Origin of the sequence: Leptolyngbya iicbica LK (assembly GCF_004212215.1) — a bacterium.
Lineage (GTDB): Bacteria > Cyanobacteriota > Cyanobacteriia > Phormidesmidales > Phormidesmidaceae > Halomicronema > Halomicronema iicbica.
This window is the reverse complement of the sequence record NZ_QVFV01000005.1, coordinates 32,745-48,446: the sequence shown is the minus strand read 5'-3', so window position 1 is coordinate 48,446 and position 15,702 is coordinate 32,745. Positions and strand designations below refer to the sequence as shown.

The window sequence follows — 15,702 nt, the reverse complement described above, 5'->3', positions numbered from 1 at the left end:
AAGACCGAGGCAAATGAATGGGAATATGAACAAGGATTGGCTTGCGTCATGCTGGTGGAACAGTAAAACTTATCTCGTGGATTCTTGTCGATAATTTTGGTGTGGAGTGAACCTACACTTGGGGTTAGCCGTCTCCACATTGATCAAGCTATGAACATTTGCTATTTCGCAATTATTGCTAGACAGTAGTCATCGATGTCTCGCAACTCCGCTTAAGTGAGAGTACCCAGTTGTTTGATGAAAATCGATGTGGGTGATGATTCTGCCGATTCGACTGACATGGGCGGCTATTTCAGGGAGAGAGTAGCCAGGTCACGGACGTGGTAATCGCTGGGCAAAGTGCTCGTGCGCGAGCAAGCATAGGCAGCATTAGTCAACGTGTTGGGACTTGTTAGTCTCGATTCTGATTGACTGGGAGTAGCAACGAGCAATGATGATGGCAGAGAGAGGAGATGAAGATTCAGCGACGGCTGCAATCCGTAAATCTCAGTAGCCTTTGTGGAAGCTTTGCAAAGAGAGCACTTCACCCTTGCGTGAACTTCTCTATTGCTCCGGGTATCCTCTGATAGCATGTGCTTGTTTGAGAGGAGATGAAGATTCTCCAACTGCCAAAGGATACGGTGGGTAAGGTTGATTAGCGATCGCAGTCCATGAGCTGAGTTCGATAATCTGCTGAAATTTGACTCTCAGGCGTGTATTTCTCTTTAAGGTTGTATTTTTAAGTTCACAAGGATGCCCTATGAAAGCCATGATTCTGGCCGCTGGTAAGGGAACACGGGTTCGGCCCATCACTTATACAATTCCGAAACCGATGATCCCAATTTTGCAAAAGCCAGTAATGGAGTTTTTGCTTGACCTCCTCAAGCATCATGGTTTCGACCAGATCATGGTCAATGTGAGTCACCTCGCCAACGAAATCGAAGGCTATTTCCGGGATGGTCAGCGCTTTGGGGTTGAAATCGCGTATTCCTTTGAGGGCCGTATCGAAGATGGCCAACTGGTCGGCGATGCTTTGGGCTCTGCTGGCGGCATGAAAAAAATTCAGGAGTTTTCGCCCTTTTTTGATGACACTTTTGTCGTCATGTGTGGAGATGCATTGATTGATCTCGACTTAACTGAGGCAGTCCGCCAGCATAAAGAGAAAGGGGCGATCGCCACCGTCGTGATGAAATCCGTGCCGATCAAACAGGTGCCCAGCTACGGCGTCGTGGTTACTGGCGAAGATGGTCGCATTAAGTCCTTTCAAGAAAAGCCCAAGGTCGAAGAAGCCCTGAGTACTGACATCAATACTGGAATCTATATTTTTGAACCCGAAATCTTCAACTACATTCCCGCCGGGATGGAATATGACATTGGGGGAGACCTGTTCCCGAAATTAGTAGCCGCCGGAGCCCCTTTCTATGGCATCCGCATGGACTTTGAATGGGTTGATATCGGTAAAGTCCCCGACTATTGGCAAGCTATCCAAGACGTCATGACTGGACAGGTCAAACTCATCGATATTCCGGGGGAAGAGGTCAAGTCGGGTATCTACACGGGATTAAACGTCAAGGTGAACTGGGACAAAGTCGACATCCAAGGGCCGGTCTATATTGGAGCCAGAGCCCACATCGAGGATGGCGCGACCATTATTGGGCCGACGATGATTGGCCCGAACTGCGCAATTTGCAGCAACGCGATCGTCGATCGCAGTGTCATCTTTGAATATTCTCGCATTGGCCCTGGTGTGCGCCTGGTCGACAAGTTAGTGTTTGGTCGTTACTGCGTCGATAAGACCGGCGCTTCCATTGACATGCAGGCGGCTGCCCTCGACTGGCTCATCACTGATACTCGCCAGGCCGAACTCGCTAAACCGCCGATCGAACACCATGAAATTGCCGAATTACTCGGCCAGCAGTCTTAACCATCGGTGTCAAAGCAGATGCGACAGCCGTTTCCGCTATTCACTACCCATTGCCGTAACGATTGAGATATCGGTGGCTGTTGCATAAGCCTGAATGCTGAGGGGGGCGCCATCTATCAGGTGTTCTCTAGAAATGAGCGCCCCTGGTAGATGGGCGACAAGACAGGAGCCCTGACAGGGACTCCAAATGGATGAACGATTTGGCGCGAGGGTTGTGGAGCCGGTGTCCGTCCCTCAACCCTCGCGCCAGGCCTCGAATAGATAGTATTCGTAGTACCAGTGCTCGCTGGTGGCTTTTCCTGGCAAGCGATCGTCCTGAGCACTGAGGATTGTGAGGCGATCGCCCTGGGGGGACTCAGCGGCCCAGTCGCCAGACGGTAGCAAGCGAAGGATCGTGGGCTGAGGCGGTCCCGATAAGGACAATTCAGTAATGACGATGGGGTTGCCAGCCGCATCCGTTTGGGGGGCAAAGCGGCGATCGCGTTCGTCTAGCTGATAGATTCGTAAGTCGCCATCTAACGCCTGTAAGTGTTGCCAAATCTGGATGTACGGGCCGTGATAGTCGGGCAGAATGGCATGCTGAGCGGCATAAATCTGGCGCCAGCGCTGGGGCCAATAGGTATCTAATAAATTTAAGGTTTGGCGATGCCCATGGCGTGATGATGATGAGGTAATCAACCGCCCGCCCGGGCCTAAAAACTGCATCGCCGTGGTCAACAGCGCGTCGAGCACGAGACGGCCATCGGCTCCCGCTTCATTCCACGCAGCGACTTGAGTCCGGTTATCAGGCTGATCGAGGTTCGTGAACAGCCAAGGCTGCACCGGGGGGTTGCTGATCACCAAGTCGTAAGGAGTCGGAGGGATTTGTTGGAAGCGATCGCTCTGCACTCCCATCACGTTGGTTAAGCCATTCTGACGGGCATTAGCGGCGGCGACTTGCGCGGCGATCGCCGAATAATCGCTCAGGGTGACCGAAGTTGCGCCTAGCAGCCCGCAGACAATGCCCACAATGCCTGAACCCGTGCCAAAATCTAATACCTGTTGTTGGTCTAAGGCTTTAAGAATGCCGTGCTCGACTAAAAACGAGAGCATCTCCACCGCACTGAGCGGCGACCAAACTTCGGGATGCTCCATCAGTTGAACCGTCAGGTGAGAAATCTGGAGCTGTTGGGTTCTCATAGGCCATGGCGACTCGACTTTCCTGGATATTGGCACAGATGACAAATTATGGCTTGGTCAGGGTGAGCAACTGCCTATCGAAATAGTTCAACGCTGAGGGTTGCTACGGCCACTTTTTTACTGGCCAATATCGGCAGCACTCTGGCCGCCCGTACCGATGAGGTAGAGGAGGGCCATGCGAGTGGCGACGCCGCTGGTGACCTGCTGACTAATCAGACTGCGCTCCGAATCATCCATCAATTCGGAGGTGATTTCGACGCCACGATTGACTGGGGCCGGATGCAACACCTTCACATCCGGGGCACAAGCTTGGAGGCGTTGGTGCGAGAGGCCAAACTGGCGGTGATATTCCCGCAGGCTGGGCAACAAATGTTGGGTCATGCGCTCGCGTTGTAGCCGCAAAGTCATGACAAAATCGGCTCCCTCCAAAGCGGCATCGAGGTCGGTGTGCTGGACGAGTTGACGCTGTAAATCGGGAGGATCGACGGGCGATCGCTGAAATCCCGCCCCAAATTCCGGTGGCAATAACGTGGGTGGCCCGGCGAGGTGAACGGTGGCACCACAGGCGGTCAGACTCCAGATATTGGATCGCGCCACACGAGAATGAATAATGTCGCCCACGATCGCAATCTTTTTGCCTTTGAGCGAATCAATGCTGGGTTTTTCCGGATTCAGCACTGTGCAGAGGGTCAAAAGATCTAGCAATGCTTGCGACGGATGCTCATGTTGCCCATCACCCGCATTCAACACGCCCACCCCGGTTTTCAACCGATCCAGCTCGGCGGCGATCGCATGGGGCACACCCGTCGCCGCATGACGAATGATCATGATGTCAGCGCCCATGGCCAGATAGGTTTTAGCCGTATCGAGAATGGTCTCACCCTTCGTCAGGGAGGAACTACCGGGGGCAAAGTTCAGCACATCCGCCGACAGCCGCTTGGCCGCCAGTTCAAAGCTGCTGCGGGTCCGGGTCGACGGCTCAAAAAACAGATTAGTGACCACTTTACCTTGCAAAGTCGGCACCTTTTTGTTTCGCCGCGACAGCACTTCGTCAAAGCTGACGGCAGTATTAACCACAGTGTCGTAGTCAGTTGGGGTAAACCGTGACAGCGACAGGATATGTCGATGGTTCCAACGGGTTTCAGCCACAGCAGTAGCCCACGCAGGGTATCAATCAGGAGCGCATAGATTCATGACCAAAGTAAGCTTACACCGCTTTGCCAAGCTGCCTCAGCGATTTTTGCTAGCGCTGGGGTTGGGCCTGGGAATTTTGACCGTCGGAGCGATCGCTCCACCGCCGTCGCTCACGGAAGAAACCCCAACGCCTAAGACTATAGCCATCGAACCCAATTTCGCACCGCTGACTGCCACCTCAACTGGTCCAACTGCTCTGTTGAACACCGCTCAGCGCATTCACATGGACATTTCGCGTACTGCGTCTCCCGACGGCGACGGGGCAAAGTTGTTGACCGTGACGCTCTACACGCCGACCGCTTCCTGTGATGCTTATAAAGGCGACCGTAAAGCAGTGGCCGCCGACCAAGCGATCGCGCAAATTGTGCACGCTTTATTGACCGAGCAAACGTCGAATTTACTGGATTTTGAGCTGGCGGGATATCGGATTCTACCTGGCGACCAGGGCAACACCCTCACTATCGATTTTCGTCGTCAGCCCGGTGCCACGCGCCACTTTATTTCACTGTCAATCTGTGAACAACAAGTCTTATTTGGCAGCGTACGAGAAACACTTTTGCAAAATCCTGAACTGGGCATCAGTGCGGTGATCTTTACCGAACAGGGACAACCCATCCAGCTTTGAACCTGAGAAGTCGCAAGACAATCGTCACAGCCCTCTATGCTGACCAGCGCGATTCTCACTTGCTCAAGGGAAGCTCCCTTCGAAAGGGAACGTCCCTTTACCGCCAGGGATCTTTACCTTGTCCTGGGTACAAAGAAAGCGGGTTGCTCATTAATCGGCCAGCAGGTCGGCAGCGCTCACACCTTCAGTTTGAGTGCCAAACCGCCACAACACAGCGGCCGCTTCGGCTCGGCTCACAGTCTTCTCGGGGCGAAAGAGAGTGGTGTAGCCAAACGCTCGACTGAAATTCGCAAAATCCCCCAGTTGAAAGTCTGCCGCGATCGCCCGCAGCGCCAGGGCTTCAACACTGTCGACATCTTGGAACCCCCAAGCCGTTTTGACCGCTTCTGGAGTTGTGGTGGGCAGCGCCGCGCGCGTATCGAGGGGCACCTTCCACAAAATCAGGTCGGCTCGAGTCAGGGGCGCATCAGGGCGAAAGTTCACGTCAGTGCTATTACCCGCCACCGCACTGGGAATCAACCCCGCTGCGGCCAAACCTTGAATAACGGCAAAATCGGAATCCTCTGAGGTGACATCTTGAAAGATGGGGTCATCACTGGAATTGCCGAGACGCAAGCGCTCACCCGGTTCATCGGCATAAATCGCGTTGTAGGTTTCAAATAACCAGCGGGCATATTCTCGCCGAGTGATGGTTTGGGTAAAGGGCGATTCGCCAGTACTGGCGGTGGAATTGTTGTTGGAGCGGGAGGTGATCGCTAATTCCACACCGGCCAAAGCTTGCAAATCACGAAGGTAGGGTTGCAAATCGGCAGGTACCCCCTTGAGCGAACCTCTCGACTCAGAGGGCTGAGTGGTTGCTGTTGATTGAGCAGTGGAACGGGGGGTACTGTAGGAGGAGCGCGTGTAATCCGGGGGTGTTAACTCGCGGCGGCGAGGGGAATTCGTCGCATCGCTAGCGGGTGCCGTATCGGTTGCGGCAATGTCAGAGTCCTCGCTCGTCGCCTCGGCGGCGGAACGGTCCGTTTCACTGTCAGCAGCATCGTCACCAAAGGGAGCCGACTCCTCTAGTTGGGGGTCGGCCTCTAAAGACTGCTGCACGTTGTCCCCCAGGGAACTGCCCGCACACCCCGTGAGCAACCCCAGGGTTACCAGACTCGCGATCGCCCGAATGGCTTGGCCGTAATTCATACCCCTCATCCTTTCTAAAAAGCCGTTATGCTGGCGCTAGCTTCAGCTATCACGCTAGCGCAGGATTGTCCTCCTTAGAGGTGAGGTTTATGGCGGTAAAACCCATCATTATTGACTGCGATCCCGGAGTGGATGATGCGATCGCCCTGATGCTGGCCCTGCGATCGCCGGAACTCGATGTCCAAGGGATCACCGTCGTCGCAGGCAATGTGCCCCTGGCGCTCACCCAGCGCAATGCCCGTCAGATTTGCGAGCTATTGAACCGCCGAGATGTGCCGATTTACGCCGGGTGCCCACGCCCGTTGGTGCGATCGCTCATCACCGCCGAAGACATTCACGGCAAAACCGGGCTGGAAGGAGCGACGCTGCCCGACCCCACTCTGCCACTGCAAACGACCCACGCGGTGAACTATCTCATCGACACGCTCAGCACCACACCCGCGCCGTTGACCATCGCCACCCTTGGCCCGCTTACCAACCTGGCGGTGGCACTCATTCAAAAACCAGAGATTGCTGAGGGCATTGAGCGCATCGTGATGATGGGTGGCGGCATTACCCACGGCAACATTACCCCCGTCGCCGAATTCAATATTTATGTGGATCCCCACGCAGCCCAGGTTGTCTTTGATTCCGGTATTCCTATTACCTTCATCAGTTTGGATATCACCCATCAAGTGCTGACGACGCCGGCACGGTTAGCGGCCATCCAAACATTGGGCAACCCCGTGAGCGAGGTCGCCGCCGCAATACTCGGCCATTACGGCAAAGTTGATGAACAACGCCTGGGCACAGTCGGTGCCCCCTTACACGACCCTTGTGTCATCGCTTATTTGTTGCGGCCCGATCTGTTCACGACGTATCGCGGGTACGTGCAGGTGGAGCTCAGCAGTCCACTCACGCTGGGGCAAACGGTGGTGAGTCGGGACGCTCGTGAAGCCCCCTGGGTGGACATTGTGGACACCGTAGAGGCCGAGGGCATTTATGAATTGCTGACAAAGCGATTAGAAAATTCCGATTCTTTATCGGTTTGATCAAAATGGGGTTGATAAGATTGAAGAAACTTGAGTCACTGTGCCCATGGTCTACACCACTGCGGAACTTCTCGACTTTCTCGATCAGGAATTGCGGGCAGCATGGCGCGGCGAACGCATGGTGTTGTCCTCCGAAGAGCGGCTAAATCCCGTAGTGGCGAAGGCGATCGGTACTGAAAAGCTCAGTAAAGTCTTTGCCGTACAAGATTTTCGCGACCAGATTCATCACTACCAGCGCGAGCACAATGTTTCCGGACTCGTCTGGCATACCTGCCGCTTTCAGGGGCGATCGCACCAGTTTCCCGAGCTCCATCCCCAACTCATCGCGACGGCAGCTGACAAGCAGACCCTGCAATCTGCGAAAACGGGCGTCATTGAGTTTTGGCGCAATTCAATCGCGAATCTGCGGCTGTGGCGATCGGGCACGCCGCCATTACCGCTGGAACTGAACACCATCGAACGGTGGATCGCCGAGGCTGAGTGGGCAGAAATTGACGCCACCCGCGCCGAGCTTTACCTGCGCCTGTGCTGGGGGGATCCCAAAGTGTGTCATTACGACTGGGCTCGCCCCGACTCAGGATGTGAACGAATCATTGCCGCGATCGCTGAGCCCAGCTCAATCAAGGTATGATTCTAAAGCCTAAGCACTTTAGTCGGCTTTGATTTAAGGGGCTGGGGCTGAACGACCGTTTTTGGGTGGACAGAGAGATCTATGCCGTTTGCTGTTGGTGTGATCGAAACGTACGGATTTCCAGCCATGCTGGCTGTGGCAGACGCCATGGTTAAGGCAGGCCGAGTCACGATTGTGAAGTATGAACAAGCCGACAGTGGCCGCCAGTTTGTCTGCATTCGCGGTCCTGTGTCTGAAGTCAAACGCGCAGTGGAAGCGGGCCTGATTGTCGGTAGCGATTTGCCCAATGAGGGATGCGTCACGACGCACTACATCGTGCCCAACCCACCCGAAAATCTGGAAGTGGTCTTGCCGATTGATTTCACTGAAGCATCTGAAGAGTTTTGGATTGAAGAAATTCGGGACAATCGCTTACCCGGATTTTAAAACTGGCGCATGGTTTGAGCCAAGTCCCAAGGGTTACTGAAGTAAAGGGCACCCCTTAATTACGTAACTGAACCTTGATAAAGGTAAAGAATGTATCAGTCAGGGAAAAAGCCTCCCCCGAGATCGCGCTAGAGTCCACAAGACTCGTACAATGTTGGTTTAGGTACAGGCTTAATTTTTAGGAGATAAGGTAATGCCTCAGGCAGTTGGCTCCCTTGAGACGAAAGGCTTTCCGCCTGTTTTGGCGGCAGCAGATGCCATGGTAAAAGCCGGGCGAGTAACTTTGGTGAACTACATTCGCGCTGGCAGTGCTCGGTTTTGCATCAACATTCGGGGCGACATTTCTGAAGTGAAAGCAGCCATGGAGGCTGGCGTTGCCGCTGCCGAAAACTCCCCCGGTGGGGTATTGGAAACTTGGGTCATCATTCCCCGTCCCCATGAAAACGTGGTTGCGGTTTTACCCATCGACTTTGGTGAAGATGTTCAAGTCTTCCGTCAAGCCGTTGAACAGCCTGTGTTGCCAGGCGGTAACGGCGGGCGCAGCTAATCACACCGGCGGTCCGGTTCGGCCACCTACATTTTTGGGGTACTGGGCTCAAATCCTCACCGCAAGAAAGTGAAAGCCTTGCTAATTGCACAGCTTTGAAACATGAAAAGACCTGACTATTACTTTGATAGCCAGGTCTTTCGCCATTATTGCGCCTCCTTTGCGATCGCTCACTCCGCGATCGTCGCGCCGGGCTCATAGATGCAGATGGCATATTCTTGTTGAGCGGCCACAATCACAATTTCGTCACCCCGCTGCGAGAGGCGAGAGCCTAATTTAAGCGCCGTGTCAGCCTCGGTTTCACGGCGATAGAGACTAAAAAGCTTTTGTCCCTCGGCGAGCCCCGGCACCGTATCCGGCAGGTCGGGCACCTTAAGGGTGCAGGTACGATACCCCGGTTGGCGATCACTGATAATCCAACAATTTGCTGGCCCAAACGACGGTGGTAATGTTCTCGGTTGTTGACCGCTGGGAGCCACCAAATAAGCCTCGGGTTCAGCAACCCAAATAGCATAGCCTTTGGGGGTCGGCGTCATGACCGCAAGTTCGCCATTGGCAGCCAGCTTTTGCAAGAGGCTGAAAATCTTGACCGGGTCAGTAGCTGAGCGAAAGAAGCTGTAAAAGCCACCGTCTAGCACGATTGCGGGAGAGCGGTGCCCGCCCCCGGGCACTCCAGGCTCAGGAATGAAGACATGGCAAGTTGTGTAATCGTCGCGTTGCGAGAGCAACTTGACTGGCTGTAAGGACAGCTCGGATTGAGTGAGTTGGGATTTCAAGGTGGCGGAAGATAGCACGGCGTATGAATAGATGAAGGGGATAGGAGCATTAAAATCGAAGGCGTAAATCCCACTGGGGTGATAGACGTGACTCCGTGTTATTAACTTGCCCCGAATGTTGCATTTTCTAACTACGGAATTCACTGAAATCAGTCCCTGAAATCCCTGATTTTCCAGGGATCTAATCACCTCTCACCAGGCTCTGTTGAGCGTGAAAAAGTTGACTCATGATGGCTGACTTGAGGCGGCGGGCCAGGAGTCAAAAAATCTGCCATCAGGACGAGCGATCGCCTTCCATCCAAACTGAGGCAACGGCGGTCTCCGCTTTGGGCGCAATCGGGCGACACGTTGACACCGCGCCTCTTTCAGGATCGACGTCTTCGAGACAAGAACTCACAGCTTGTAACCAATTTGCCGTAAAAAGTTGTGCCTGTCTGCCGCATCCTCAGGCCCTTCAACTCCCTGGGGCGAACTGCCATCGACCACCCCTAAGATGCCCCGGCCCTGGTCTGTTTCCGCCACGATCACTTGCACCGGGTTGGCCGTGGCGCAGTAAATGCCACAGACTTCGGGACAGGCTTTGATTGCGGGCAGGAAATTAATCGGAAAAGCCTCTTGCATCAAAATATGAAAGGTGTGCCCAGCAGCTACGTTGCGAGCATTTTCGACGGCGATCGCGGTCAATTCAGGGTCATTGCCCGCTTGGCGGATCAGGCAAGGACCAGACGCCTCACAAAAAGCCAAGCCGAACTTGACCTGGCTCGAAATCCCCACCATGACTTCATATAAATCTTCAACCGTTTTGATGAAATGGGATTGTCCCAAGATGACATTGGCCCCATCGGGAATGGTTAGGGGAATGGCTTTGAGTTCCATATGTACCTTCTGTGGTGCAAACTGAGGCAACGCTGGAAGGTGATCGTTCGCTCAAGTCGCTTCATCTCGCCCTGCCATGCAGACGATCGCGCCACTCAGGGAGCACTGAGCTGACCACCTTCCAGCCGTGATTGTTCATAGCTTACGCGGCGGTTTCGCGATCGCTCAGCACACTGTCAGCAATCTTCAAATCTTCGGGGGTGGTGACCTTTAAGTTTGTCTCTTCGCCCGGCACAATTTTCACCGGCAGGCCCACTTTTTCGAACAAGGCCGCGTCGTCGGTGACGGTCCATTGCTTAGCTTTGCCCTCATCATGGGCAGCTTTGAGCGGGGCGACATGAAACCCTTGGGGAGTTTGGGCGGCCCAAAGATAGTTGCGATCGGGCGTTGCCGTCACGATGCCATCGTCGTTCACAATTTTGATGGTGTCTTTGACGGGAATGGCCGCGATCAGGCCCGGACAAGTTTGCAGGGCGGCAGCACAGCGATCAAACAAGTCGGGGGTGGCTAAGCACCGAGCCCCATCGTGAATCAGCACCTGCTCAGCCGTGGGGGGTAGCGCTTGCAAACCGTTATAAACCGACTCTTGACGAGTCTCGCCCCCCAGCACCATCACGACGGGTTTCGCCAGGTTGAGAGTATCTAAAATCGCCAGCAAATCGGGCTTGTCAATTTCCTGACAAATCAAGCCAACCCACTCAATGCTGGCGCTGGCTGCCGCTGCTCGCAGGGTCCACGCCAAAATCGGTTGCCCCCGCAATGGCAACAGCAGTTTGTTGCGATCGCTGCCCATGCGACGCCCAACTCCAGCAGCAGGGATCAACAGATGCACGACCGACACTCCTTTCGCAGAATTCTCTCCCCACCCTACCCTGAAACCCGCAGCTGCCAGACTGATAAGCAAATCTCACCATTAATTATTGGTAGTTTTGTCGGGAACAACGCATTCTTACTGGCCACGTTCCTCTAGAATGTGGAACGGATAAGCAAGATGGACAGCTATGCAAGTACTGGCTCTCGTTCCGGGTGGAATCAGCGAACAGCTTCTTTTTTTTCCGACGCTTGAGCAGCTCAAACAAGCCTTCCCCAAGGCCGAGATTTCTGTAGTGGTAGAGCCGACGGCAGCAGCGGCCTATCGAGTTTCCAAGGTGGTAAAGTCCACCATTCCTTATCCATTTGGCAAAAATAACAGTCCGGCTGACTGGGCCAACCTGTTGGGAATCGTGCGCGATCGCGAATACGAGGTCGTGCTGACGGCGACCCAAGACTGGGCCACCGCGTTGCTGTTGTGGTTGAGCGGCATTCCCACTCGTATCGGTTATCAAGGCTCAGCTAACAACTTATTTTTGACGGCGACAGTGCCCGACAAGCCACAGCAGTATGCCGCTTTTCGCTATCACGATTTGCTTGGGCCACTGGACCTCGTCGAGCCTTGTCCAGAGACCGTCATCAACGTGCCCCAGGGTGATATTGGCTGGGTAGAAGGGCAACTCCAAACCCAGGAAATCGGCGATCAAGGCTACGTGCTGATGTACCCTGGCCCGACCGATAGTCATAACCAGGATATTTACCCGGTGGAAAATTGGACGGCGATCGCTCAAGATTTCCAACGCCGCCAACCGGGACTCCCTCTAGTCTTATTGCAGCAGCCAGAAACCGCGGATGCCGTTAAAGCGATCGTCCAAGGGGTGCCCAGTTTGAAAATCATGCGGCCTGATAATTTAGGGCAAATTGCGGCTTTGGTGGCGGGCGCTAACCTGCTACTCGCGACCGACAGCTACGTATCAGAGTTGGGCGTCGCGCTGAGTGTCTTTACCCTGGTGTTATTTGGTGGCAACACCCCAGCCGATCGTCTGCCCCCGGTGGACGACACCGAGCAGCGCTTTTTGGGGATTACATCAACCACTAACCAGGTGGCAGACATCGCCGTTGATACCGTCTTGAGCAAGGTGTGGGGCGAAGGCTAGTGCCTGATGGCCGACAACGCGATCGGTCGCGACCTTGCCATTGCCAAGCTGAATCCTGTATTGAGAGGGCAAAACCGTGGAAAAGATCAAAAGCCAAGCCGGCAAAGTGAGTGAACTTATCTTTGCTGCCGATACTGGAGCAACTTACAAAAAGGCCATCACCTTGACCTGGGCCATCCTGCGTGAAACTGGGGTTTTGCTCTGGTTAGTGATTTGTCTTGTCTTTGTCGGCGGCGAATGGTTTTGGCAAAATTCCATCTCGTTAGGTCAGTCTGCTCGCAACTGGTATGAAGGGCTACAGACCAGCAGCGAGGCTGAGTCTAAGTCGGCAACAGAAATCGGCCAGTCGGCGCTGTCGGCAGTGGGCACCGGGGCAGGGACGCTACTATACCAAGCGAAAAAGCAACTCGGAATTGATGCTGAGCCGCCCGCTCCCAAGCCACAGAAACCCAAGGCTGAAACCCATCAGGCCAAATCACCCGCTCCCGAGCCACCTCCGGCCCCTAGTTCAACCGCCGTCCCCGATTCCCCCTCGACCACCGAGTCAGTAGCTCCCACCAGCAGCAGTCCCAGCCTTGAGGCAGAAGCCTCCGAAGACGCTTAAGCGAAGCTTTGCCTGACGGTGGTTCTCCTTAGAGTTGAAATAGTTGCCACCTGGATTTTAGGGGAACTCAATGGCTCGCCGCGAATGCTGGGCCAACCTTTTAGGGGCACACTGAAACGGCATCATTGCGGACTATAAAGTCCATGCCGTTAGTGTTTAAGCAGGCATTAAGTATTCGTGAGGCGTCAATTGAGGGAAGCAATAATGAGCTCGTACTGACCGGGGCTCAGGCATGTGGAAAAGATTCAAGCAGCCGCAATCTCAGCCAAAACCATATATAACTTGGATTGTGGGAGCGATCGCCACACCAGTTGCCATGGTCGTAATGTGGTCGCTGTGGCAGCTCCCCGAGCGCAAATTACCCAGCGAGTCGGCTCGTCCCACTGAGCACGAAACCGTCACCCCGATACAGCCCTATCACACCACACCAGTCAGCCATATCGGGGCGATCGCGGCAGTCATTGGTGGACTTTCCCTGCTGTTTAAGTACCGTTTGGCGGCGGAAAACGATGCGATCGTCAACCTGAGCGAAGCGGACTTCTGTGGTGCGAATCTAAGTGGAGCCGATCTCTGCGGCGCGAATCTGAGTGGTGCGAATCTAAATGGGGCCGATCTCTGCGGCGCGGATCTGAGTGGTGCCAACCTGAATGGGGCCGACCTCAATGGCGCTGACCTTTGTGGAGCCAATCTCAGCCGGGCCAACCTGAATGGGGCCGACCTGATTAGTGCCAATCTCAACGGCACCAATCTGAGCGATGCCTCATTGCGCTACGCCAATCTGAGTGGTGCAGACTGTCGCTATGCCAACCTGAGCGGCGCGGACTTTCGACAGGCCAATCTCAGCGAGGCTGATCTCAACTGCACGCTGCTCAGCCGAGCCAATTTTAGCGACACCAATCTCAGCAATGCGTTGCTATTTTTCACCAATTTGCGCGATGTACTCAATCTGGAACCGTTCCAGCTAGAAACTCAACCTTCACCGCTGTTGTGTCATGTGGCTTTGCCGTCCTATGGTCAGCAGCCCGATCTCAATCCCAACCGAGCCTGTGATCGAATCCCCCAGCTATTGAGCACTCGTTACCGCATCTCTCTCGAAGAAGCACAATGGATGGTCAATGAGGCTCGTCAACATCACTGGGACTGATCCAACTGGCAACATCTGCCAAGGACAATTGAGCTGTCAGTCAGTGAAGATATGTAACACAATAGAAAAAGCACCACTGTGATTTCTCAAAACTATGACGGTTACCCAAGACGCAGCTAAGCCCGACCAGATTCCTACGACCCTACCGGCTGGCGGGCCAGACGCAGAGCACTTTGACTGGGCCGAAGCTTGGTATCCCGTCCACTATGTCGAAGATCTGGACAAAACCCGTCCGACTCGCTTCACCCTGCTAGAGCAAGACCTGGTCATCTGGTGGGATCCCAACGCTGATAATTGGCGCGTCTTCGTCGACCAATGTCCCCATCGCTTGGCCCCTTTGTCTGAGGGACGAGTGAATGAAGCTGGCTTACTGGAATGTCCTTATCATGGCTGGGCCTTTGCTGGAAATGGCACCTGCGAACACATTCCCCAAGCGGCCCCCGAGCTTGAGGCCCAACGCTCTAATCGGGCTTGTGCCAAGTCCTTGCCAACGACAACGCATCAGGGGTTGCTCTTCGTATATCCGGGCAAAGCTGAAAACGCCGAAAAGGTCGCAGTGCCTGGCATTGATCCCCTTGAGGAAGATCCCGATGGTTGGGTATTGCTCAACACCTTTCGCGATTTGCCCTATGACGCCCTGACCCTGCTCGAAAACGTCTTGGACGCCAGCCATATCCCCTATACCCATCACAAAACGGTCGGCAAACGGGAGAACGCCGCGCCCATGGAAATGGAGGTTTTGACCGCGGGCAAGCAAGGATTCACCGGCATTTGGCCGGAGGGGCCGCGGAAAGGCAAGTTGGGAACGCAACACACCACCTTTGTGGCGCCTTCGCTGATGTATCACGACCTGACTTCAAAGCAATTTGGGCGCACGCTGACAGTTGTCTATGCCGTGCCGACACGTAAAGGCGAGTGTCGTCTGTTTGCTCGATTCCCCTTCAAGTTTTCGTCCAAATTACCCAGCTTCTTCATCAAACTGACGCCGCGTTGGTACAGCCACATCGGCAACAATCGCGTGCTAGAAGATGACCAAATCTTTTTGCACATTCAAGAACGAATGTTGGAGAAAGCTGGGAATAAGTCTTACGCTCAAGCCTGTTATTTGCCAACTCCAGCCGATCGCTATGTAATGGTCTTTCGCCAGTGGATCCGCGACTTTAGCGCTGATCCATTTCCCAGGCAAGCGCTCCCGGCGGAGTGGTCAAAACTAGACCTGCTCGATCGCTACCATTCTCACACTCAACATTGCGGTAGCTGTCGTCCCGCGCTGGCCAACATCCAGAAACTGCGTCAAGCCGCCCTCATCTTTAGTGCGCTCATCTGGTCTGCCCTTCCTTTGAGCATTGCCCTACAAGGAACCTTCTCCCTCACCTTGGGAATATCGCTCACCGCGCTGCCCATTGCAGCCGGAGCCCTCTGGCTGTGGCTCGGCAAGTTAGAGCAAAAGTTTTATAAGGGCGATGGTCTGCCGCCGCGCAACTTGCCGGAGTAGTTGCCGTTCCTAGTCAAAAATGTGAAGCACTCAGCCCCAATCATGACTGTGCGGTTACTGCTGTTGCCCCCAACGGCGAATCAATCTGCTAAGGTTGAATGCAATCTTTAAATTCT

General features: G+C 54.4%; 16 protein-coding genes. 10 read left to right on the top strand and 6 right to left on the bottom strand.

Annotation, left to right across the window (positions count from 1 at the left end; translation table 11 throughout):
* The first annotated feature begins 739 nt into the window (after positions 1 to 739).
* The gene (locus DYY88_RS17775; RefSeq protein ID WP_039729043.1) at positions 740 to 1,903 is read left to right on the top strand and encodes a nucleotidyltransferase family protein; all 1,164 of its coding nucleotides are present in this window, start codon (positions 740 to 742) and stop codon (positions 1,901 to 1,903) included.
* Positions 1,904 to 2,137: 234 nt separating this feature from the next.
* Here the strand turns inward: DYY88_RS17775 and DYY88_RS17770 are convergent, their stop codons facing one another.
* Positions 2,138 to 3,082, bottom strand: coding sequence for a methyltransferase (locus DYY88_RS17770; RefSeq protein ID WP_052288659.1), 945 nt, complete (start codon positions 3,080 to 3,082; stop codon positions 2,138 to 2,140).
* 117 nt (positions 3,083 to 3,199) lie between these two features.
* Positions 3,200 to 4,231: an aspartate carbamoyltransferase catalytic subunit gene (locus DYY88_RS17765; protein WP_039729044.1), complete on the bottom strand. Its 1,032-nt coding sequence runs from the start codon at positions 4,229 to 4,231 to the stop codon at positions 3,200 to 3,202.
* A 43-nt stretch (positions 4,232 to 4,274) separates the two neighbouring features.
* Between DYY88_RS17765 and DYY88_RS17760 the strand changes: the two genes are divergently transcribed.
* Entirely contained in the window at positions 4,275 to 4,901 is a 627-nt protein-coding gene (locus tag DYY88_RS17760; protein WP_052288660.1) for a hypothetical protein, read from the top strand.
* Between the two features lie 150 nt (positions 4,902 to 5,051).
* Here the strand turns inward: DYY88_RS17760 and DYY88_RS17755 are convergent, their stop codons facing one another.
* Positions 5,052 to 6,089: an S-layer homology domain-containing protein gene (locus tag DYY88_RS17755; RefSeq protein WP_052288661.1), complete on the bottom strand. Its 1,038-nt coding sequence runs from the start codon at positions 6,087 to 6,089 to the stop codon at positions 5,052 to 5,054.
* An 89-nt stretch (positions 6,090 to 6,178) separates the two neighbouring features.
* Between DYY88_RS17755 and DYY88_RS17750 the strand changes: the two genes are divergently transcribed.
* The 4 genes from DYY88_RS17750 (at position 6,179) to DYY88_RS17735 (ending at position 8,724) form a co-directional block, all read left to right on the top strand.
* Positions 6,179 to 7,120 (top strand): nucleoside hydrolase, encoded by a 942-nt coding sequence (locus DYY88_RS17750; protein WP_039729046.1) that lies wholly within the window; start codon positions 6,179 to 6,181, stop codon positions 7,118 to 7,120.
* A gap of 46 nt (positions 7,121 to 7,166) precedes the next feature.
* The gene (locus tag DYY88_RS17745; protein ID WP_039729048.1) at positions 7,167 to 7,751 is read left to right on the top strand and encodes a hypothetical protein; all 585 of its coding nucleotides are present in this window, start codon (positions 7,167 to 7,169) and stop codon (positions 7,749 to 7,751) included.
* 81 nt (positions 7,752 to 7,832) lie between these two features.
* Positions 7,833 to 8,177: a carbon dioxide-concentrating mechanism protein CcmK gene (locus DYY88_RS17740; RefSeq protein ID WP_044151414.1), complete on the top strand. Its 345-nt coding sequence runs from the start codon at positions 7,833 to 7,835 to the stop codon at positions 8,175 to 8,177.
* A 193-nt stretch (positions 8,178 to 8,370) separates the two neighbouring features.
* Complete coding sequence (locus DYY88_RS17735) at positions 8,371 to 8,724, top strand: carbon dioxide-concentrating mechanism protein CcmK (protein WP_039729049.1); 354 nt, start codon at positions 8,371 to 8,373, stop codon at positions 8,722 to 8,724.
* Between the two features lie 170 nt (positions 8,725 to 8,894).
* On the opposite strand, the gene DYY88_RS17730 is transcribed toward DYY88_RS17735, so the two are convergent.
* The 3 genes from DYY88_RS17730 to ispD all read right to left on the bottom strand — a co-directional run bounded on the left by DYY88_RS17730 (position 8,895) and on the right by ispD (position 11,208).
* Positions 8,895 to 9,500, bottom strand: coding sequence for a hypothetical protein (locus DYY88_RS17730; protein WP_152624708.1), 606 nt, complete (start codon positions 9,498 to 9,500; stop codon positions 8,895 to 8,897).
* 393 nt (positions 9,501 to 9,893) lie between these two features.
* On the bottom strand, positions 9,894 to 10,376 hold the full coding sequence (locus DYY88_RS17725) for an adenosine-specific kinase (protein WP_039729050.1): 483 nt from the start codon (positions 10,374 to 10,376) through the stop codon (positions 9,894 to 9,896).
* Positions 10,377 to 10,518: 142 nt separating this feature from the next.
* Positions 10,519 to 11,208 carry a 2-C-methyl-D-erythritol 4-phosphate cytidylyltransferase gene (ispD, locus tag DYY88_RS17720; protein WP_072041390.1) on the bottom strand — a complete coding sequence of 230 codons (690 nt, stop codon included), beginning with the start codon at positions 11,206 to 11,208 and terminating at the stop codon, positions 10,519 to 10,521.
* 169 nt (positions 11,209 to 11,377) lie between these two features.
* Between ispD and DYY88_RS17715 the strand changes: the two genes are divergently transcribed.
* From DYY88_RS17715 to DYY88_RS17700, 4 genes are all read left to right on the top strand, one after another.
* On the top strand, positions 11,378 to 12,343 hold the full coding sequence (locus DYY88_RS17715; RefSeq protein WP_039729052.1) for a glycosyltransferase family 9 protein: 966 nt from the start codon (positions 11,378 to 11,380) through the stop codon (positions 12,341 to 12,343).
* A 76-nt stretch (positions 12,344 to 12,419) separates the two neighbouring features.
* Positions 12,420 to 12,947 carry a hypothetical protein gene (locus tag DYY88_RS17710; RefSeq protein WP_052288663.1) on the top strand — a complete coding sequence of 176 codons (528 nt, stop codon included), beginning with the start codon at positions 12,420 to 12,422 and terminating at the stop codon, positions 12,945 to 12,947.
* A gap of 316 nt (positions 12,948 to 13,263) precedes the next feature.
* Positions 13,264 to 14,091 (top strand): pentapeptide repeat-containing protein, encoded by an 828-nt coding sequence (locus tag DYY88_RS17705; RefSeq protein WP_236146394.1) that lies wholly within the window; start codon positions 13,264 to 13,266, stop codon positions 14,089 to 14,091.
* A 94-nt stretch (positions 14,092 to 14,185) separates the two neighbouring features.
* Complete coding sequence (locus DYY88_RS17700; protein WP_044151415.1) at positions 14,186 to 15,586, top strand: aromatic ring-hydroxylating dioxygenase subunit alpha; 1,401 nt, start codon at positions 14,186 to 14,188, stop codon at positions 15,584 to 15,586.
* Positions 15,587 to 15,702 lie beyond the last annotated feature (116 nt).